The following is a 19,591-nucleotide window of genomic DNA, read 5'->3' on the forward strand; positions in this document are numbered from 1 at the left end:
GGAGTTGTTCATATGGGGAAAATGCTTCCCGAGGAATTTATAGAAAAAGTGCAACATGCTGTTGATATAGTAGATGTTGTGAGTGAATATGTTCAATTAAAGAAGCAGGGTCGAAACTTTTTTGGACTATGTCCTTTTCACGGCGAAAATACACCTTCATTTTCTGTTTCACCTGAAAAACAAATTTTCCACTGCTTTGGCTGCGGTTCTGGCGGAAATGTTTTTACCTTTCTCATGCAAATTGAAGGATGCAGCTTTACAGAAGCTGTACAAATGACAGCAAAAAAAGCTGGTTTGGACATTCCAGGGGGCTCGGCACTTTCTCAAGAATCGACATACCCAAACAACAGCGAAGCAGAGAAAATGATTAAAGTGCATGAACTGCTGAAAAAAATGTATCATCATTTATTACTAAATACAAAAGAAGGGCAAAACGCGTTAAATTATTTGCTTCATCGGGGTTTTACGAAAGAATTGATCGATCAATTTGAGATTGGCTACGCTTTAGATTCTTGGGACTTTTCTTTAAAGTATTTGCTGAAAAAAGGTTTTGAACTTCCGTTGTTGGAAAAAACAGGGTTAATTATCCGAAGCGAATCTAACGGTTCTTTTTTTGATCGGTTTCGCAATCGGATCATGTTTCCGGTTAAAGATGCACAAGGCCGTACAGTCGCTTTTTCCGGAAGGTCGCTAGGAAACAAACAGCCAAAATATTTAAACAGCCCTGAGACAAAAATATTTAACAAAGGACGGATTCTTTATAATTTCCACCAAGCAAGACCTTTCATTAGACGAAAACAGGAAGCGGTGTTGTTTGAAGGGTTTGCGGATGTTATATCGTCCGTTCACGCAGGAATCGAGCATAGTGTAGCAACAATGGGAACAGCGCTGACGGAAGAACAGGTCAAGCTCTTAGCCAGAAGCGGAGGAACAGTTGTCATTTGCTACGATTCCGATTCCGCTGGAATTGAAGCTGCCTTCAGAGCTTCTAAATTGCTTGTTGAAGCAGGATGTAATGTAAGGATTGCTAAAATGCCTGAAGGGTTAGACCCTGATGACTACATTCGGACATACGGAAAGGAAAAATTCAAAAACGATGTAATAGGGGCAAGTCTCTCATTAATGGCATTTAAGATGGAATATTTTCGAAAGGGGAAAAATCTCCAGGATGAAGGGGACCGAGCGAGATACATTCAAGAAGTGCTTAACGAATTAAGCGGCCTTCCGAGCGGGATCGAACAAGAGCTGTATATCACGCAGCTTTCTGAAGAATTTTCCGTATCAAAAGAAACGTTAATGGCAGAGCTTCGGAATATAAATAAGCGGAAAAGAAGAAGACCAGAAAAAACGAGTCTCAAGACTGATGCATTACAACGGAATGCACTGATGCCTGCTTATCAAAAGGCAGAACGCCTTCTAATTGCTCATATGTTGAAAAGCAGGGAAGTGGCAGAAAAGGTTCTTCATGCGATTGGTGGAAATTTTAACGTGGAGGAGCATCGGGCTATTTCATCCTATTTATACGCTTATTATGAGGAAGGGAACGATCCAGACATAAGCCACTTTTTGACGAAGCTCAAAGATCCTTCATTAAGCCGAATTGTATCGGAAATTGCCATGATGACAATTGGCGAACAATTGACTGAGCAAGAGCTTCAAGACTATGTAAAACATATCTTGAACCATCAAAAAATGCTCATCCTAAAGGAAAAGGAAGCTGAGAAGAAAGAGGCTGAAAAACGAAAAGATTATGTAAAAGCTGCCGAAATTGCAATGGAAGTAATTCAGCTGAAAAAAGGATTAATGTGAAAGCTTGTATAACTCTGGAAGGAGGGGATCCAATGGCTGAAAAACAAGCCCATTCAAAAGATTTAGAAGCTGATGGAACTGTTGAGGAAGTGAAAAATCAGCTTATTCAATTAGGAAAGAAACGCGGAGTATTAACATATGAAGAGATTGCTGAGAAAATGGCAAATTTCGATATTGATTCAGATCAAATGGATGAGTTTTATGAATACGTTAATGAGCAAGGAATCGAATTAATTAGCGAAAACGAAGATGTTGATTCCAATTTGCCGGATTTAGACAAAGAAGATGAAGAAGAATTTGATCTAAATGATCTCAGTGTACCGCCGGGTGTGAAAATAAATGATCCGGTTCGAATGTATTTAAAAGAAATCGGCCGGGTTGATCTCTTATCGGCTGATGAAGAAATCGAACTTGCCAAGCGTATTGAACAAGGGGACGAAGAAGCGAAAAGAAGGCTTGCAGAAGCCAACCTGCGCCTAGTCGTCAGCATTGCAAAACGCTACGTCGGCCGCGGAATGCTCTTCCTCGATCTCATACAGGAAGGCAACATGGGGCTGATGAAAGCTGTTGAAAAATTTGATTATCGAAAAGGATACAAATTCAGCACATATGCAACATGGTGGATTCGCCAGGCAATTACACGGGCAATTGCAGATCAGGCGAGAACGATCCGCATCCCTGTCCATATGGTTGAGACAATCAATAAGTTAATTCGAGTCCAACGCCAATTGCTTCAAGATTTGGGTCGTGAACCGACACCAGAAGAGATCGCTGAAGATATGGATTTGACTCCAGAAAAAGTTAGAGAAATCTTAAAAATTGCCCAAGAACCTGTATCATTAGAAACACCGATTGGCGAAGAAGACGATTCGCACTTAGGTGATTTTATTGAAGACCAAGAGGCTACTTCTCCATCAGAGCATGCTGCATATGAATTATTAAAGGAGCAGCTTGAAGATGTTCTCGATACCCTTACAGACAGGGAGGAAAACGTTCTGCGCCTTCGTTTTGGACTGGACGATGGAAGAACTCGGACTCTGGAAGAAGTAGGAAAAGTTTTCGGTGTCACTCGAGAACGCATTCGGCAAATTGAAGCGAAGGCTCTGCGAAAATTGCGCCATCCAAGCCGAAGCAAGCGGCTGAAAGACTTTTTGGAATAAAAATAAAAATGTCTTTTTCTTTCCTTGGGCAGACTTATTCGTCTGCCTTCCCTTCAATATATGTAAACGCTAACAACAATAACTATTTGTACTATATTTTACTGAATCTTCTTTCATTTTGCAAATGACATTTGTTGAAAAAACATAAGATCTTTTTAAATTGTTTTTTTGTCTAATTCGTGAACATCACAAGGAACTTATATAGAAAGACTTTTCCTTCAAAGAAAATTAAAGTACAATAGAGATTGTTTAGGTTAGTTTCAGCTCGTCCATGTTGAGCGAAAAAAGCAAATGTACGGTTATACATAAGGGAGGTTACAAAATGAATCGTAATCCGCTTATTCCATTTGCATTAATCATTGTGTTTGGAATTGGACTAATGGTTGCATTTTCTTTCATCGGACTGGATAATATGAAAGAGATGGCTGAAGAAAAAGAGGGGGGCGGACAAAAAACGGAAGACGTCGCTAATGCAAAGCCGGAGGATATATTCAAGCAAAGCTGTGCAAGCTGCCACGGTCAAAACTTTGAAGGCGGAGCAGGTCCTTCATTAAAAGGTGTTGGCGACAAATTGTCTGTTGATGAAATTAAAGAAACAATTAAAAACGGCCGCGGTGCGATGCCTGGCGGGCTAGTACCTGAAGAAAAGCTTGATGAAATGGCCGAATGGGTTTCTAAAATTAAATAATAAAAAACATATTGGTTGAAAAGTCTTCCTTTTGGGGGACTTTTTTCGTATTTTCATGTTTACCAAATTGGAATAAAGGGTGAAATAAATTGAACAGTGTCCAACTTTCAAAAAGACTGTCGGCTGTGGCAGAATTTGTTCCGAATAATCAGGTGACAGCAGATATTGGATCAGATCATGCATATTTGCCATGTTATTTAGTGCTTGCCAAAAAAACAGTGAAAGCGATTGCCGGTGAAATCAATGAAGGCCCTTATCAAGCGGCAAAAAAGCAAGTGGAAAAAAACGGGCTCCAGCATGTAATTTCCGTTCGGAAAGGGGACGGATTGTCCGTATTACAAAAGGATGAGGCAACATGCATCACGATCGCTGGCATGGGCGGCTCGCTTATTAAAACGATTTTGGAGGAAGGAAAAGAGAAGCTCGGGAAGGTTGAACGGCTTGTACTTCAGCCGAATATTCATGCAATTGAAGTTCGAAAATGGCTGATTGACAATGGTTGGGAGCTCGAAGGAGAAACAATTCTAGAAGAGAGCGGAAAAATATATGAGGTGCTGTCCGCTAAGCGTGGAAATGCAATGAAACCGTACGAAGCTTTGCCATTTGAAGCAGCTTTGTTAATGGGTCCATTTTTGTTAAAAGAAAAGAACAACGTTTTTTTAAAAAAATGGAAACACGAGCTTTCTCATCGGAAGGACATTCTACGGCAGCTAGAGCAATCCAACGGAAATGAACAGCTTATGCAAAAAAAAGAAGAAATAAAAAAGGTGATCGAGATCATTGAGGAGGTCATAAAATAAATGAAGAAAATCGCTAACGGCCAACATATTATTCAATTATTTGAACGGTTTTCTCCAAAGCATTATGCATTGGAAGGAGACAAGATCGGGCTGCAAATCGGCACATTAAACAAGCCTGTCCGAAAAATTATGGTCGCTCTGGATGTTTTGGAGGAAGTCGTTGATGAAGCAATCAATCAAAAGGTTGATTTAATTATCGCTCATCATCCTCCCATTTTTCATCCTTTAAAGCATATTAGAACAGATGATCCGGCAGGGCGTATTATAGAAAAATGCATCAAGCATGAAATTGCCGTTTATGCGGCCCATACAAATTTGGATGTGGCTCCAGGCGGAGTGAATGATCTTTTGGCCGACCGCCTACAATTAGTGAATCAAAAAATACTTGTCCCAACTTATCAAGACCCATTAAAAAAGCTTGCTGTATTTGTACCAAAAGACTATGAGAAGGACGTTCGGGAGGCGCTTGGCAAAGCGGGTGCTGGATTTATCGGCAACTACAGTTATTGCACTTTTTCCTCGGCAGGAACAGGAACATTTTTACCTTTGGAAAATGCAAATCCCTTTATCGGAGATACTGGAAAGCTTGAAATGGTTGAAGAAGTCAAAATTGAAACGATCTTCCCGCAGTCAATCCAAAAGAAAGTCATTCAAGCGATGTTGAAGGCGCATCCTTATGAAGAAGTTGCTTATGACATCTATCCATTAGAAAACGAAGGGAAACAGCTTGGATTAGGGAAAATTGGAGAGCTTGAAAAAGAAATGACATTGAAGGAATTTGCAGAGCATGTTAAGAAAGCTTTTGAAGTGGAAAAAGTAAGAGTAGTCGGGGATTTACAGGCAACTATAAAAAAAGTAGCCGTTTTAGGCGGAGACGGAAATAAATACATTTATCAGGCAAAAATGAGAGGCGCAGATGTTTATGTAACTGGTGATGTATATTACCACACAGCTCACGATGCTATGATGCTCGGCTTACATGTAGTTGATCCAGGTCACAACATTGAAAAGGTGATGAAAGAGGGAGTGGCGGAAAAACTAACAAAGCTGTGTGCTGAAGAAAATCTGGAAGTAGAAATTATTCCTTCCCGCGTCCATACAGATCCGTTCAAGTTTCTATAATTAAATGGGGGATCAGTCCTTTTTAGCGGACCGATCCCCTTTAAGCATTAAAAAGGTTTTGTCTATGATTTTTTGACTTTTACCTTTGGCAATATTTTTTCAAGAGGGACATTTGAAGTTAAATCCCATGTTTCTGGATTTTCTGGATCATAATTCTCCAAAAATCGAATGACCTCTTTGACAATCGGCGTTGGGGTTGATGCACCGGCTGTAACGGCAACTTTTTTAACGTCTTTAAGCCATTCCAGTTTGATTTCACTTACATTCGCCACACGATAAGCTTTCGTGCCCGCAATCTCTTCAGATACTTGCGCAAGCCGGTTTGAATTGTTGCTGCGCGGATCGCCGACGACAATGGTTAAATCAGCTTCTTTTGCCTGTTCGGCCACAGCTTCCTGGCGAACTTGTGTTGCGAGGCAAATTTCTTTATGAAACTCGACATGCGGATATTTTTCCTTCACTTTTTCCATTATATCAGCTACGTCCCATTGGCTCATTGTTGTTTGGTTCGTAACAATGATTTTGTCGTTGGAAATATCGAGCTCTTCAACATCGTTGACAGTCTCGACTAAATGAACGATATCCGGCGCTACACCTACTGCTCCTTCCGGTTCCGGATGCCCTTTTTTTCCAATATAAATGACGTCATACCCTTCTTCTTTTTTTTGTTTAATAAGTTCATGAGTTTTTGTGACGTCAGGGCATGTAGCATCGATCGTGACAAGCCCTTTTTCCTTCGCTATTTTGCGCACTTCTGGCGAAACGCCGTGAGCAGTGAAAATAACGGTTCCTTTATCGACTCTTTTCAAAATCTCAAGTCGATTTTTTCCGTCTAACGTAATAATCCCTTCTTTTTCAAAGGCATCTGTTACATGTTTATTATGAACGATCATTCCTAAAATATAGATCGGTCTAGGCAGTGATTTATCCATTGCTGCATTTTTGGCTATCACCATTGCATCAACAACACCATAGCAGTATCCTCGAGGGGAAATTTTAATAACCTCCATGTTTTTTCCTCCTGATATTTAGTAAAGGAAAATAAAAAAGCCGTCAAGCGGCTTGACTATCTAACATCATTATACCTAACATGGAGGAAGAAAACAAAACACAATTAAATATAAAGCTTAGGTTTTGATTCGCCCGACGTATTTTCATCTGAAGGGCTGTCATCGGCTGTCTGTTCCTTCAATCTTTTAGAAGACGAATTTTCTTTTATATCATCTTCTTCGCTACTGTCTGTATCAGCATTTTTTAATTCTCTATAAATTTTGAACATTGCCGGGAGATTACGGATCAGAGGACCGTATTGCTGAACCATCGGTGTGACTTGCTGAGCGACACCGAGAACTTTTTGGACATTCGTCAACATGTTTGAAAGATTGGCAGGGTTTGTTAAACTTTGAACAGCACCGCTTGACGGTATACTTCCTGCATGCATTGTGCTCGATGGAAGAAAACGCGAAAAAAGCGATTGTAATCCTCCCCTAGGCGGAACCGGCCATTGCTGAACAGGTGGCTGCCCCCAAAAAGGATGGTAGCCTCCGCCAAAAAAAGGGCGGATCAATGGCTGCTGCCGGAAGGGAGGAAAAGCTCGATAAGGATGCATAAACTTTTCCCCTTTCTTTTCCTGTTTTACCTACATTAAACTATGCGGCTTTTTAGGAAAATGTTTTATTAAAATTGGAGTTTTTCCATTATATTGTTTATAATCAAAAAATGGGTTGATTGATTATGAAGGAGTTGTTTTGCAATGGCAGCTGACTTTAAAGATTTTCCATTTCAAAATTTTATTATAGATGCCGTTCAGTCGTTAGGTTTTAAAGAACCGACTGAAATTCAAGCACAAATGATCCCAATCATATTAAGAGGAGCAAGTGCCATCGGCCAATCACAAACAGGTACAGGCAAAACACATGCTTATTTGCTACCGTTAATCAACAGTATTTGTGGAGAGGAAAAGCGTGTCCAAGTTGTTGTTTTAGCACCGACGAGAGAGCTCGCGACCCAAATTTACGAGGAAGCGTTAAAAATCATAAAATTTGCCCCGCCGGAAAAAGAATTACATGCAAAACTTTTTATTGGCGGTACAGATAAAATGCGGGCGATCGAAAAGCTAAAAACTCAGCCCCATCTTGTGATCGGAACACCTGGCAGAATTCTTGATCTTGTCAAGGAAGGGGCGCTAGATTTATATTCGACCAAAAGCATAGTTGTGGATGAAGCCGATTTAATGCTAGATTTAGGCTTTATTTATGAGGTCGACCAAATAGCTAGTCGAATGAAAAAAGAACTGCAAATGCTTGTGTTTTCTGCCACCATTCCTGAAAAATTAAAGCCTTTTTTAAAAAAATATATGGAAAATCCTGAGTATGTTCATGTATCTCCAAAACAAGTACATGCCAAAAACATCACGCATGTCCTTGTTCCGCTGAGGCATCGAAACAAAATAGATCTTTTATACAATATGGTAGTTTCCTTAAACCCTTATTTAGCGTTAATTTTTGTGAATACAAAAGCGAATGCCCAAGATGTGGCATACGGTCTTGCCGAAAAGGGATTAAAGGTTGGGCAAATCCACGGCGGTCTTACCCCGCGTGAACGGAAAAAAGAAATGCGTCAAATAAAGGATCTTGCCTATCAAGTTGTAGTAGCAACTGATTTAGCTGCAAGAGGAATTGATATTGAAGGTGTTTCCCATGTAATCAATGCCGAGCTGCCGACTGATTTAGATTTTTATATTCACCGAACCGGAAGAACGGCTCGGGCTGGCTTTTCAGGATTTGCCTATACAATCTATGAAGACGATGATGAACAAATGCTGCAAAAGCTTGAAAAAATGGGGATAATCTTTGAAAATCGAGATATTGAAAACGGAATATGGAAAGCGCTCGATGACCGAAATCGCAGACAAAAAAGAAAAAAACAACCAATGGAAACAAACGCGATTATCGGAATCATCAAAAAGCCAAAATCGGTAAAACCAGGATACAAAAAAAAGATGAAAGAACAAATTGAAAAGCTAAAGAAAAAGCAAGCAAGAAAAAATAAATAAAAGGTTGTAAGGAGAGGAAAAACATGTTAAAAATTGGCTCGCATGTATCGATGAGCGGCAAGAAAATGTTGCTTGCGGCAAGTGAAGAGGCAGTTTCATACGGCGCTAATACGTTTATGATTTATACAGGAGCCCCGCAAAACACGAGAAGAAAAAAAATTGAAGATTTAAATATCGAAGCAGGTTTGGCGCATATGAAAGAGCATGGCATCGAAGAAATTGTCGTTCACGCACCATATATTATTAACATTGGCAATACAACAAATTTAGCGACCTTCCAGCTTGGCGTTGATTTTTTAAAATCGGAAATTGAACGCACGGAAGCAATCGGTGCAAAACAAATCGTGCTCCATCCGGGAGCTCACGTTGGAGCCGGTGCAGAAGCCGGAATTAAAAAAATTATTGAAGGTTTAAATGAAGTGCTGGAGAGGGGGCAAAAAGTGCAAATCGCCCTAGAAACGATGGCCGGCAAAGGTTCAGAATGCGGAAGAACGTTTGAGGAGCTTGCGATGATCATTGATGGTGTTACCTACAATGAACATTTGTCCGTTTGTTTCGACACTTGCCATACTCATGATGCCGGTTATGATATTGTCAATGATTTTGATGGGGTTTTAAATCAATTTGATAAAATCATCGGTATCGACCGTTTGAAAGTTGTTCATATAAACGACAGCAAAAATCCGCGCGGGGCACAAAAAGACCGTCATGAAAATATCGGATTCGGCCACATAGGATTTAAAGCAATCAATTATATCGTCCACCATCCGCAATTAAAAGACTTGCCAAAAATTTTAGAAACTCCGTATGTCGGTGACGACAAAAAAAATAAAAAGCCGCCTTATAAATTTGAAATTGACATGCTGAAGAACAAGACGTTTGATGAAAATGTTTTGGAAAAAATAGCAAATCAATAAAAAAGGACAAGCTCCCTTTTTTAGGGAACTTGCTTTTTTATTTCCAATTGCCATTGAAGAATTGCAAAAATAATTGATTTGCTTTTTTGGCTGTTTCCGGCGAAGTGATTTTGGCAATTTGTTTTAACAAAGCAATTCTTTCTTCTTCATGAAACACGTTGATTTTTTTTCCCTGTACGAGTTGAAGCAGCTGTTTTGCTTCGTTAATCGAAATGGATATATCATATTGCTTTGCATATGACACAAGTTCTTCAGGTTTTAAACTGTTAATTTTTTGTTGAATAATTTTTTCAAATAAAATCAAAGATCTCGCCTCCCCTCTTATTCGTATGAACAGAGGGGGAGATAGTTGCCTTTTTTTAAAAAAAATGGGTGGAGAAAATGACATAAATATCGTCTCAGCAAAATTTTTATAATACAATATGATTAAAAAAAACTAGGAGGACGAGATGAGTAAAAAACATCATAAAAAAGAAAGCTTAAGACACATCATTTATCGATTGTTAATGATTGTGATCGGAGCTGTTCTGGCAGCCGTAAGCATCGAGCTGTTTTTAGTCCCAAATCATATGATTGATGGCGGTATCATCGGCATTTCGCTTATTTTAGACCACATATTTTCGAATCATATTAAAATCATCAATTTCGCTACATTAGTTATTGTGTTAAACCTTCCTTTTATGTATTCCGGTTATAAGCAGATTGGGAAGACATTTATGTTTTCGTCCATATTTGGCATCATTTGTTTGGCCATTGCGGAAAGGCTGGCCCATGATTTTGAAGCCTTTACTACAGAGCCTTTGCTAGCCACTGTATTTGGTGGTTTTTTGCTCGGTGCAGGAGTGGGACTTGTCATCCGACACGGAGGATCTCTGGACGGGACAGAAATTTTAGGAATTCTTTTAACGAAAAAAATTCCCTTTTCCGTTGGCGAAATCGTGATGTTTTTGAATATTTTCATTTTTGGAAGCGCAGCGTTTGTCTTCGGGATAGAACAAGCCATGTATTCCATCTTTACATATTATATTGCCTTTAAAACAATTGATGCGGTTGTTCAAGGTCTTGATGAAACAAAGGCCGCCATCATTATATCTGATCATTACGATGAAGTGTCTGATGCTATATTGTCACGCTTAGGACGCGGAACGACAAAATTAAAGGGAAAAGGCGGATACACGGATACGGAAAAAGACGTCATTTATGCAGTTGTTACAAGGCTTGAAGTGGCAAAATTAAAATCGATTGTACATGAGATTGACCCGAACGCGTTTATTACCATTATGAATACACAAGAAACGAAAGGCGGAAAATTTAAATCTGCCATCCATTAATCAACACATTGAAGTAGAGGGAGAACACATTTTTCTTTACAAATGTGCTCTTCTCCTGTATACTTTAATGATAAAAATAAATCGTAATGATTCCTAATTAAATAGGTGAGAAGCATGGGGGAAAAAATAGTAGAAGTAAAGAACCTTTTTTTTCAATATGAGAGAAAATATGTGCTCGAAAATATCAATATTTCCATTGAAAAAGGAGCATTTTTAGGTTTAGTTGGGCCGAACGGCTCCGGAAAATCGACATTATTGAAATGTCTGCTTGGGCTTTTAAAGCCTCAGAAAGGGACGATTCATTTATTTGGTGAAGATATTCATCAATTTAACGATTGGCATAAAATTGGCTACGTTTCTCAAAAGGCAAACAGCTTTAACTCTTCGTTCCCAGCTACTGTTTTTGAAGTAGTAGCGAGCGGCTTGACTCCCAAACTCGGTTTGTTTAAAAAAATGAAAAAAGCTGATCGGGAAAAGGTAATGGAAGCGATCCGGGCAGTTGGAATGGAAAAGGCAGTTCACCAAAATATCGGTGAGCTTTCAGGAGGACAGCAGCAAAGGGTATTTATTGCTCGCGCACTTGTCAGTGAACCTAAATTATTGATTTTAGATGAACCAACTGTAGGTGTAGATAGTCAGACAGTCAATCATTTTTATCAGCTTTTGCATCATTTGAATAAAGAATTGGAAATCACATTAATACTTGTTACCCATGATATTGGAGCTATTACAGATAAAGTTACGCATGTTGCTTGCTTGAACAAACAACTTTATTTCCATGGAAATAAAGACGAATTTGAACGCCTGAAAGAAACGGAATTGACCTCATTGTACGGGCATCCAGTTCAGTTAATAACGCATGATCATGAGTAGATGGAGGAAATGAAGATGTTTAGCAGTATTTTACAATTTGAGTTTTTGCAAAATGCATTTCTTTCAGGTATTTTAATCGGTTTTATCGCACCTCTTTTAGGTGTTTTTGTGGTGGTCAGACGATTATCACTAATTGCAGATGCACTGAGTCATGTGACCTTGGCTGGAATTGCGGGCGGTCTTTTTTTATCTTCAAAAATATCCTTCTTTTCTTCATTGAATCCAATTTATGTAGGAATGGGTTTTTCTGTTTTAGGCTCACTTGTGATTGAAAAGCTGCGAGCTTTTTATAAATTTTATGCGGAATTGGCCATTCCGATAATTATGTCGGCTGGGATCGGTTTTAGCGTTGTATTTATCTCTTTGGCAGACGGGTTTAATACAGATCTTTTTAATTACTTATTTGGAAGTGTTAGTGCGGTTTCTAGGACGGATTTATATATTATTACTGGTGTTGCAGCATTGGTTATTTTGTTGATCGTATTGTTTTATAAGGAATTGTTTTTACTGTCGTTTGATGAAGAATATGCATCTGCATTAGGGCTGCCGGCAAAAGGCTTGCATCTTTTGTTTATTTTAACAGTTGCCCTAGTGATAAGCGTTTCCATGAGAGTTGTTGGAATTTTGTTGGTTTCCTCGCTTATGACCCTTCCTGTTGCTGCAAGCATTAGAATAGCAACCGGTTTTAAAAAGACAATTTTTCTTTCCGTTATAATAGGAGAAGCTTCCGTTTTAATCGGTTTAGTATTATCTTATTATTTAGATATTGCTCCGGGAGGAACAATTGTCATTTTAGAGGTATTGGCTTTGATTTTTTCCATTATTTTGTCAAAAGCTAGGAGGGGCAAAATATGAATGTCGAACAAGCTTTACAATATTTAAAAGAAAAGGGATATAAATATACATCCAAAAGGAAAGAAATGCTTCAACTAATTGCCGATTCTGATAAATATTTGACAGCTAAAGATGTTTTGGAAAAAATGAATAAGCGCTATCCCGGTTTAAGTTTTGATACGATTTACCGGAATTTATCATTGTTTGCAGAGTTGGGTATATTGGAAACGACAGAGCTTTCAGGTGAAAAGCACTTTCGCTTTCATTGTGACTTAGGACATCATCACCACCATTTTATTTGCATGGAATGCGGAAAAACGAAAGAGATCGAATCATGCCCAATGAATACGATAGAGGAGTATTTGGACGGATATAAAATTAATGGACATAAATTTGAAATTTATGGGTTATGCCCGAATTGCCATGAACAAACCTTGTGAAATTTGATCACAAGGTTTGTTTTTTTATGGGAATTCATGATAAGAAGGGATGAACTCGAGTTTTGTCATTTCTTAAAAAAAGAATAAAATTTCACAAATAGTAAAAAAATAAAGGATCAACATATTGCTTCCCGTCCTCTGATCCAACATTAGATCCTATTTGAAAACATTTCCATAATAATGGGAATTGATTTGCTTATACTATAAATGCTCCTATCTTTTGAAAGCGAGGGATATGGCAATGGCAAACAAAAATTTCCCACATGCCGGCAAATCAACTGAAATAAATGCCATTCAGGAAAACCGAAATTTTGAAAACCGGAATAATGAAAACCGAGATTATCTAGAAGAAACTGCGGCAGAAGCTGGAGCAGTTGAATCTAGAAATACAAATGAAACATATAATTATAATAATGACGCCGATGAAGCTGGCGGCCGCAATTTAGGATGGCTGGCGCTGGCACTATCGATTATTTCTTTATTTGTTTTGCCCGTTTTATTAGGAGCAACGGGTATCATTATTGGGTTTATCGCCCGTCGGCGCGGTGCGGAAAATCTGGGAGCATGGGCGATCGGAATAGGTATCGTTTCCTTGCTGCTTGGAATTTTCGTATTGCCGTTTTTTTAACAAAAACAAAAAGCTTGGGGCATCCGCTCCAAGCTTTAAACTTTTTCCTTTTCTTGTTTTTTGAAATATTCTTCAGCGATTAAATCCACTTCTTTTTTTAATTCTTCGACCATTGTTTCTTCCGGAACTTTCCGAACAATTTTTCCTTTTCTAAAAAGCAATCCTTCGCCTCGTGCACCAGCAATTCCAATATCGGCTTCTCTCGCTTCGCCTGGACCGTTTACTGCGCATCCTAAAACAGCTACTTTGATTGGCGCACGAATTTTTGAAATATATTCTTCGACTTCATTCGCGATTTTAATGAGATCTATTTCAATTCTTCCGCATGTAGGGCATGAAATAAGTGTTGCTGCATTGGCAGCCAGGCCGAATGATTTCAGCAATTCTCGGGCAACCTTCACCTCTTCGACGGGATCAGCGCTTAATGATATACGCAAAGTATTGCCGATGCCTTTGCTTAAAATGGCTCCAAGGCCGGCAGCGCTTTTGATTGTCCCCGCAAACAAAGTGCCAGATTCGGTAATCCCTAAATGGAGAGGATAATCAAACGCCTTTGCAGCTTTTTCATATGCTTCGATTGAAAGCCGTACATCAGACGCTTTTAAAGAAACGATAATATCGTGAAAATCAAGATCCTCTAAAATTTTTATGTGATGCAATGCACTTTCAACCATTCCGTCAGCAGTAGGATAGCCGTACTTTTCTAAAATCCTTTTTTCAAGTGAACCGGCGTTTACTCCAATTCTGATTGGAATGTTTCTTTCTTTCGCAGCCTTCACAACGGCTTCTACTTTTTCCCTTCGCCCGATGTTCCCCGGGTTAATCCGTATTTTATCTGCTCCGCCTTCAATCGCTTTTAAAGCGAGCCGGTAATCGAAATGTATATCGACAACTAGAGGAATGTTAATGCGTTTTTTGATTTCTGGAATTGCATTTGCAGCCCGTTCATCAGGACAAGCAACACGAACGATTTGACAACCTGCTTCTTCCAGTCTGTGAATTTCTTTTACTGTGGCTTCAACATCATGCGTTTTCGTTGTGGTCATGCTTTGAATGACTACTTCATTATTTCCGCCAATTTGGATGTTGCCTACTTTGACTGGACGTGTTTTCGTACGATGTGTGATTTCGCCCACGTTTATCGCTCCTTAAATATAAATACGTTTGATGGAACATTTGCCATCCTATGATATTGTACCAATCATAGCCAAGCAATGACAAGAATTAAAAACTTTAACTAATTGTTATATAAGGGGAATTTGTATGTTTTTCCTGCTTGTATACTGTACACATCTTCATTTGAATTTAATTCCCCAAAATCTTTAATAATCTCTTCAATGCTTGCTGGAACAGGCTTATTGTGTATTTTTTCAACAATGGAAAGAACCGTATCTCCTTCCTTCACTTTTACCTCCATAAATTGTTCTTCAGCATGCTGTTCATTTTGTATGGAAGATACAGGTAATGTACCGTTTTTTAAATCATAATAAATAACAAAACTGAAAAAGATAACTAGTAAAGCGGAAAATAAACGTTTCATCTCTATGTTCCCCCGTTTTGTTCTTTATTAACATATATGTTTTTTTATGTACAAACATACCAATTATGTCTTTGCTGGCATACACAAGTGAAAAGTTAGCAAGTTCGGAGGACCTGGGGAGAAATCAACATCTCTTTTCTCGCTTGAGACAAGCTGCTGAAGCTGTTGCAAAGCGAGTTCGATGCTTTTTTCGATCTTTCTTCCTTCTCAAATGGAAAATTTATACAGATTAAAGCTTTCAGGCAATGCGGGCTCAAATTTATGAATTCAGATCCTTTCCAGCTATTCTTTCCGAAAATATGTTCAAGCTGAAGCCAGTGCCTGAATTAATGCGAGAGGGAAGCTCAGTTAAACCTAAAGGGTAGAAGAGGCAGCTTTACGATCGAAGAGCATTTTGAAAACGTCCAAGATATTCTTCGGTTTAACGCATTCCCTGCTGTCAACAATGAATTCATGCATCAATTCGAAATTCGAGTAAACGAAGGGAGATAAATATGAGAGAGCATATCATCATTATGTTATTAGGGATGCTTCCGTTTATGATGGTGCTAGGGAATTCGATGCTGATCCCGATATTGCCGGAGTTTGGACAAGCGCTTGAAATTACAGCTGCACAGACGAGCTTTATTTTAAGCATATTTAATATACCTGCAGCGATCATCATCCCAATCGTAGGTTTCCTTTCCGACCGTTACGGCCGAAAAACATTTATTTTATGGTCGCTTTTATTGCTGATCATAGGGGGGGCTATCTGTTTTTTCAGCAGTTTTGTCAACAAATCTATTGCTTTTTGGACATTGTTAGCTGGACGTTTGGTGCAAGGGCTTGGCACAGGAGGAATATCGTCTCTAGCCATGTCATTAGCAGGAGACATGTTTACGGACGAAAAACGGGATCGAGCTCTTGCCGTTTTAGAAGTGTTCAACGGAACTGCAAAAGTAGCCGCTCCCATTTTAGGGGCTTTGTTAGCCCTTGTAGCATGGTATTTTCCATTCATTCTTTTCCCTATTATTGGAACTCTCTTGCTTTTTTTCATTCTTTTTTTTATAAAGACTTCTCCATCAGGCGAGGAAAAAATATCGCTTCACGAATATGTGCAAAGAATAGCTGATGTGTTAAAGGTGCAAAAAGTGCGATTGTTATCTCTTTACCTGTATGGCGGTACAAGTATGTTTTTGCTTTTTGGGCTGCTGTATTACTTAGCCTATTTAATTGAAGAGTTATATCATATCGATGGATTCTTTAAAGGATTTGTATACTCTTTTCCGTTAGGCGCATTATCTATATCGTCTTATTGGACAGGAAAGCGATTGGACTATGTAAAAAACCGTTTTCTTTTTTTATTGGTAGGGATGTTCATGACGTTTTTATCATTTTTCAGTTTTTTGATTTTTCAACAGTTTTCGCTATTTTTGTTTTTTATCACTATTTCATTTGGCGGCTTAGGTTTTGTGCTGCCGGTTATTAATTCGTTGATTATATCAAGTGTTGATGATGCAGAAAGAGGGATTGTAGTTAGCTTATACGGGATGGCGCGTTTTTTAGGGGTTGCGCTCGGACCGGTTGTTTTTAGCTTGTGGATTGGCAATGAACAGTTGTTGTTTAAGCTTTTATTTTTTATGTTGTCGCTCGTTCAATGTTTACTCCTATACGTATTTAAAAATGATTGGAAAATAGTATGTAGCAAAATGTGGAGGAATTTACAATAAAAATAAAAAAACTTTAAATTCCCTTAATAATCTTTTGTCATAATGCTGTTAAGCTTATAAAGGGGGAAATCATAATAGTGAAAAAGAAGAGAAAGAACATGTCGATAGGAGAGCGAATACCTCTATCTGTAAGATTGATTTTGTTTGCGCTCATACTTCTTATTAGTTCGATAACTGTTGTCGGTTATACTGCTTACCAAAAAGCAAGTGAAACAACTTTTAATTTGATAGAGGATCGATTAAAAAGGGAAGTATATATGACAGAGATTGCTGCCAGCAATCTTCTGTATGCTTATGTAAATAGCTCTGATGATTTTTTCGAAAGATTTGATAAAGAAGTCGTTCAAAGGCAATCCTCCCAGCTGATTCAGGACGGTTTAAATGCTGACTTTTTTTTCGTTCGAAATGAAAAGGCCACACCATTTTCGGTTAGCGTTAAAACAAAAACTCAAATCCCAGCTGCAATTGTAAAGGAAATAACGAAAAAAAATAGCGGAATTATTCATAAATCTTTCAATGGACAAGATTATACGTTGGCCTTTAAAGAAATGCAGGAATTGAAAGGAATTTTTTTGCTTGCCGTTCCGACAGAAAGTTTTATAAAGCCTGTGCATGAACTAGCTTACAATACAATCTGGATTGGAATAATCAGCGTCTTTTTTATGATGGGAATATTGTTTTTAGCTGTCAGAAGTATGACAAAACCGTTGACGATTTTGAGGGAAAAAATGAGAAAAATGCGTGAAGGAGATATTCAGCTTGATTTAAACATAAATACAAATCTTCCAGAAATCCTTTCGCTCATCAAAAGCTTTAAGCAATTGGCAGGCTATTTGGGGATGATGATTCAAAGGATTAATACCACAACAGAAAATTTGTTTTCGACAGGCCGGAAGCTTAAACACTCTTCTGATGACGTATTAACATTACATACGAATCTTGTTGAAGCGATTGAAATGGTGAAAAACGGTGCGCAGCAAACAGCTTCAAGCTCTGAAGAAAGCGCAAAAGTATTTCATTCCATGAAAAATACAGTTCAAACTGTGCTGGAGAGAATAGAGCGCCTTTTCTCAAGCGCACAAGGCATGAACCGATCAGCCAACACGGGAGAACAAAATATGAGACAGATGATCGAATCGTTAAATCGCTTTGAAAAAGAGTGCAAAACTATGTCTAAAACGATCCAAAGTGTTCGAGATCATTCGACGGCGATTGAAAAGGTTGTGGAAATGATATATGCAATATCTGAGAAAACAAAGCTATTGTCATTAAATGCAACAATTGAAGCAGCAAGAGCTGGAGAAGAAGGCAAAGGATTTGCTATCGTTGCTGAGGAAGTCCGAAAATTGGCTGAACAGTCATCCAAAGCGACGGAAGACATAGCACAGTCTGTAAAAATGATGGATGATATTTCTCAGAGCGCTTATCAGCAGTTTAAGCTAATTTTGGAGCTTGTGCAAAACCATTTAGAAGTTGCAGGTAAATCGCGGCTTTCATTTGATCAACTAGTAGATGAGATTGGAAAAGTGAATGAAATATTGTCTGAAACAAGACACAGCTTACATACTTTAGATGATTGGCTCCCTAAAATGGAGCAATCTGCTGAAAATTTTTTATCAGTCTCTCAAGAAACGTTCGCCAGTGCAGAGCAAATGCAATCTGTCGCAAAAGTACAGATGGAACAAATTCGCGAAACCCATGCTATTGGACTAACTTTAATGGAACTGTCCGAATCTCTAAAGTCCACTACAAACAAATTTCAGTTTAAATCATAGTGTTAATAACCCCTTAAGGCAGAGTTGGAAATTCTGCCTTAAGGGGTTTTTTATGCAGCTTTTATTGGTTGTTTCGGGCTCGGGATTTCTTTTAATACAAGATATAAAACAGTTATATGTACAAACCAGTTTATATAAAGAGCAAAGGATATATCGATGAGAAAAAAGTTCATAATGGCAAAAAACACGGTTGCAAGCGTGACGCTGTAGGCTGAAATAGTCCAAAGCTGTTTAAAATTTAATCTTTTTCCCATCCTCTTTTTAAACAACAGCCCGACAATAGCTAAAAACGTAATTTCCACAAATTTAGAAGTGGCTGACATCGCAAATAGTGTGACAGATATCACGGGAATGATAATCGGAGCAACTTCAGACAGCTGTTTGATGGCAGCTGTCAAATCCTCTTTTGTTATCTCTGTTTCCTGAAAAAAGTTATACTCGAGCTGCTGCATTGTGCCATTGGAAACGAAAACAAATTCATTCGATAAGATGCCGATGACGTTTTCCTGCCATTTCAAGTCATCCCTTGTGAAAGTTCCTTTTGGGTCAAAAATAATTGTATATTGATCATGCTTTGCTTTCACAACCGCATTTTCCTCGGATTTTAAAGTTCCGTTATGAATGGTGAATTCAGGGATTTTTTCATTTATCGTTTGGTCAAGCCCGTTTATAGCATTTACAATAGCTAAGTTTAAATATATGCAATTGGGCAGGGCGGCAAGAAAGGCCAATAAAAATCCATAAAGAATGGGTTTGCCGATTTTTTGAAATCTAGTAAGAGCGATTGTTTTTGGAGAGTATATGCTTTTAAAAAGGAGGACAAATAAATTCATTGATCGAAACACTTCCTTTTATAACATTTCTATTTGATTGTACCAATGAAACAAAAATAATGAAAATAAGTTATATA

General features: G+C 38.4%; 19 protein-coding genes and 1 pseudogene. 14 read left to right on the forward strand and 6 right to left on the reverse strand.

Annotation, left to right across the window (positions count from 1 at the left end; all coding sequences use genetic code 11):
• The first annotated feature begins 12 nt into the window (after positions 1 to 12).
• From dnaG to NSQ94_RS06260, 5 genes are all read left to right on the forward strand, one after another.
• Positions 13 to 1,809, forward strand: coding sequence for a DNA primase (gene dnaG / locus NSQ94_RS06240; RefSeq protein ID WP_094246229.1), 1,797 nt, complete (start codon positions 13 to 15; stop codon positions 1,807 to 1,809).
• A 32-nt stretch (positions 1,810 to 1,841) separates the two neighbouring features.
• Positions 1,842 to 2,969 (forward strand): RNA polymerase sigma factor RpoD, encoded by a 1,128-nt coding sequence (gene rpoD / locus NSQ94_RS06245; RefSeq protein WP_063388054.1) that lies wholly within the window; start codon positions 1,842 to 1,844, stop codon positions 2,967 to 2,969.
• Positions 2,970 to 3,291: 322 nt separating this feature from the next.
• Entirely contained in the window at positions 3,292 to 3,657 is a 366-nt protein-coding gene (cccA, locus tag NSQ94_RS06250; protein WP_063388055.1) for a cytochrome c550, read from the forward strand.
• An 89-nt stretch (positions 3,658 to 3,746) separates the two neighbouring features.
• Positions 3,747 to 4,457 carry a tRNA (adenine(22)-N(1))-methyltransferase TrmK gene (locus NSQ94_RS06255; RefSeq protein WP_066247555.1) on the forward strand — a complete coding sequence of 237 codons (711 nt, stop codon included), beginning with the start codon at positions 3,747 to 3,749 and terminating at the stop codon, positions 4,455 to 4,457.
• A complete protein-coding gene (locus NSQ94_RS06260; protein WP_094246227.1) occupies positions 4,458 to 5,579 on the forward strand; it encodes a Nif3-like dinuclear metal center hexameric protein in 1,122 nt (373 codons plus the stop codon).
• A 62-nt stretch (positions 5,580 to 5,641) separates the two neighbouring features.
• Here NSQ94_RS06260 and NSQ94_RS06265 read toward each other — a convergent pair whose 3' ends face one another.
• Together NSQ94_RS06265 and vrrA are read right to left on the reverse strand one after the other, a co-directional pair.
• The gene (locus NSQ94_RS06265) at positions 5,642 to 6,589 is read right to left on the reverse strand and encodes a 4-hydroxy-3-methylbut-2-enyl diphosphate reductase (RefSeq protein ID WP_066247558.1); all 948 of its coding nucleotides are present in this window, start codon (positions 6,587 to 6,589) and stop codon (positions 5,642 to 5,644) included.
• 104 nt (positions 6,590 to 6,693) lie between these two features.
• A pseudogene (gene vrrA / locus NSQ94_RS06270) lies at positions 6,694 to 7,065 on the reverse strand (VrrA/YqfQ family protein); the annotation flags it as partial.
• A 267-nt stretch (positions 7,066 to 7,332) separates the two neighbouring features.
• Here vrrA and NSQ94_RS06275 point away from each other — a divergent pair.
• Both NSQ94_RS06275 and NSQ94_RS06280 read left to right on the forward strand, forming a co-directional pair.
• The gene (locus tag NSQ94_RS06275; protein ID WP_066247560.1) at positions 7,333 to 8,634 is read left to right on the forward strand and encodes a DEAD/DEAH box helicase; all 1,302 of its coding nucleotides are present in this window, start codon (positions 7,333 to 7,335) and stop codon (positions 8,632 to 8,634) included.
• A gap of 23 nt (positions 8,635 to 8,657) precedes the next feature.
• The gene (locus NSQ94_RS06280) at positions 8,658 to 9,551 is read left to right on the forward strand and encodes a deoxyribonuclease IV (protein ID WP_066247561.1); all 894 of its coding nucleotides are present in this window, start codon (positions 8,658 to 8,660) and stop codon (positions 9,549 to 9,551) included.
• 37 nt (positions 9,552 to 9,588) lie between these two features.
• On the opposite strand, the gene NSQ94_RS06285 is transcribed toward NSQ94_RS06280, so the two are convergent.
• Positions 9,589 to 9,855: a DUF2624 domain-containing protein gene (locus NSQ94_RS06285; RefSeq protein ID WP_063388062.1), complete on the reverse strand. Its 267-nt coding sequence runs from the start codon at positions 9,853 to 9,855 to the stop codon at positions 9,589 to 9,591.
• 145 nt (positions 9,856 to 10,000) lie between these two features.
• On the opposite strand from NSQ94_RS06285, the gene NSQ94_RS06290 reads away from it, so the two are divergent.
• From NSQ94_RS06290 to NSQ94_RS06310, 5 genes are all read left to right on the forward strand, one after another.
• On the forward strand, positions 10,001 to 10,882 hold the full coding sequence (locus NSQ94_RS06290; protein ID WP_063388063.1) for a YitT family protein: 882 nt from the start codon (positions 10,001 to 10,003) through the stop codon (positions 10,880 to 10,882).
• 114 nt (positions 10,883 to 10,996) lie between these two features.
• Positions 10,997 to 11,755 (forward strand): metal ABC transporter ATP-binding protein, encoded by a 759-nt coding sequence (locus NSQ94_RS06295; protein WP_066247563.1) that lies wholly within the window; start codon positions 10,997 to 10,999, stop codon positions 11,753 to 11,755.
• Between the two features lie 15 nt (positions 11,756 to 11,770).
• Entirely contained in the window at positions 11,771 to 12,610 is an 840-nt protein-coding gene (locus NSQ94_RS06300) for a metal ABC transporter permease (protein WP_063388065.1), read from the forward strand.
• A complete protein-coding gene (locus NSQ94_RS06305) occupies positions 12,607 to 13,029 on the forward strand; it encodes a Fur family transcriptional regulator (protein ID WP_063388066.1) in 423 nt (140 codons plus the stop codon). The genes NSQ94_RS06300 and NSQ94_RS06305 overlap by 4 nt, the downstream gene beginning before the upstream one ends.
• A 241-nt stretch (positions 13,030 to 13,270) precedes the next feature.
• On the forward strand, positions 13,271 to 13,657 hold the full coding sequence (locus NSQ94_RS06310) for a DUF4190 domain-containing protein (protein WP_311066327.1): 387 nt from the start codon (positions 13,271 to 13,273) through the stop codon (positions 13,655 to 13,657).
• Positions 13,658 to 13,692: 35 nt separating this feature from the next.
• On the opposite strand, the gene ispG is transcribed toward NSQ94_RS06310, so the two are convergent.
• On the reverse strand, positions 13,693 to 14,799 hold the full coding sequence (gene ispG / locus NSQ94_RS06315; protein ID WP_094246222.1) for a flavodoxin-dependent (E)-4-hydroxy-3-methylbut-2-enyl-diphosphate synthase: 1,107 nt from the start codon (positions 14,797 to 14,799) through the stop codon (positions 13,693 to 13,695).
• Positions 14,800 to 14,894: 95 nt separating this feature from the next.
• Entirely contained in the window at positions 14,895 to 15,197 is a 303-nt protein-coding gene (locus NSQ94_RS06320; RefSeq protein ID WP_063388069.1) for a hypothetical protein, read from the reverse strand.
• 494 nt (positions 15,198 to 15,691) lie between these two features.
• Between NSQ94_RS06320 and NSQ94_RS06325 the strand changes: the two genes are divergently transcribed.
• The gene (locus tag NSQ94_RS06325; RefSeq protein WP_339230394.1) at positions 15,692 to 16,906 is read left to right on the forward strand and encodes an MFS transporter; all 1,215 of its coding nucleotides are present in this window, start codon (positions 15,692 to 15,694) and stop codon (positions 16,904 to 16,906) included.
• A gap of 77 nt (positions 16,907 to 16,983) precedes the next feature.
• A complete protein-coding gene (locus NSQ94_RS06330; RefSeq protein WP_327848019.1) occupies positions 16,984 to 18,681 on the forward strand; it encodes a methyl-accepting chemotaxis protein in 1,698 nt (565 codons plus the stop codon).
• 50 nt (positions 18,682 to 18,731) lie between these two features.
• On the opposite strand, the gene NSQ94_RS06335 is transcribed toward NSQ94_RS06330, so the two are convergent.
• Entirely contained in the window at positions 18,732 to 19,514 is a 783-nt protein-coding gene (locus NSQ94_RS06335) for a DUF1189 domain-containing protein (RefSeq protein ID WP_144596783.1), read from the reverse strand.
• Between the last annotated feature and the right edge of the window lie 77 nt (positions 19,515 to 19,591).

This window comes from Aeribacillus sp. FSL K6-2833 (genome assembly GCF_037965815.1).
Lineage (GTDB): Bacteria > Bacillota > Bacilli > Bacillales > Aeribacillaceae > Aeribacillus > Aeribacillus composti.

What these genes read in the sequence shown, in the direction of transcription:
- NSQ94_RS06325 (WP_339230394.1), top strand. Translation starts at nt 15,692, where the DNA reads ATGAGAGAGCATATCATCATTATGTTATTAGGGATGCTTCCGTTTATG.
- NSQ94_RS06280 (WP_066247561.1), top strand. Translation starts at nt 8,658, where the DNA reads ATGTTAAAAATTGGCTCGCATGTATCGATGAGCGGCAAGAAAATGTTG.
- NSQ94_RS06310 (WP_311066327.1), top strand. Translation starts at nt 13,271, where the DNA reads ATGGCAAACAAAAATTTCCCACATGCCGGCAAATCAACTGAAATAAAT.
- NSQ94_RS06265 (WP_066247558.1), bottom strand. Translation starts at nt 6,589, where the DNA reads ATGGAGGTTATTAAAATTTCCCCTCGAGGATACTGCTATGGTGTTGTT.
- dnaG (WP_094246229.1), top strand. Translation starts at nt 13, where the DNA reads ATGGGGAAAATGCTTCCCGAGGAATTTATAGAAAAAGTGCAACATGCT.
- NSQ94_RS06275 (WP_066247560.1), top strand. Translation starts at nt 7,333, where the DNA reads ATGGCAGCTGACTTTAAAGATTTTCCATTTCAAAATTTTATTATAGAT.
- NSQ94_RS06260 (WP_094246227.1), top strand. Translation starts at nt 4,458, where the DNA reads ATGAAGAAAATCGCTAACGGCCAACATATTATTCAATTATTTGAACGG.
- NSQ94_RS06300 (WP_063388065.1), top strand. Translation starts at nt 11,771, where the DNA reads ATGTTTAGCAGTATTTTACAATTTGAGTTTTTGCAAAATGCATTTCTT.
- NSQ94_RS06335 (WP_144596783.1), bottom strand. Translation starts at nt 19,514, where the DNA reads ATGAATTTATTTGTCCTCCTTTTTAAAAGCATATACTCTCCAAAAACA.
- NSQ94_RS06305 (WP_063388066.1), top strand. Translation starts at nt 12,607, where the DNA reads ATGAATGTCGAACAAGCTTTACAATATTTAAAAGAAAAGGGATATAAA.
- rpoD (WP_063388054.1), top strand. Translation starts at nt 1,842, where the DNA reads ATGGCTGAAAAACAAGCCCATTCAAAAGATTTAGAAGCTGATGGAACT.
- cccA (WP_063388055.1), top strand. Translation starts at nt 3,292, where the DNA reads ATGAATCGTAATCCGCTTATTCCATTTGCATTAATCATTGTGTTTGGA.
- NSQ94_RS06320 (WP_063388069.1), bottom strand. Translation starts at nt 15,197, where the DNA reads ATGAAACGTTTATTTTCCGCTTTACTAGTTATCTTTTTCAGTTTTGTT.
- NSQ94_RS06290 (WP_063388063.1), top strand. Translation starts at nt 10,001, where the DNA reads ATGAGTAAAAAACATCATAAAAAAGAAAGCTTAAGACACATCATTTAT.
- NSQ94_RS06295 (WP_066247563.1), top strand. Translation starts at nt 10,997, where the DNA reads ATGGGGGAAAAAATAGTAGAAGTAAAGAACCTTTTTTTTCAATATGAG.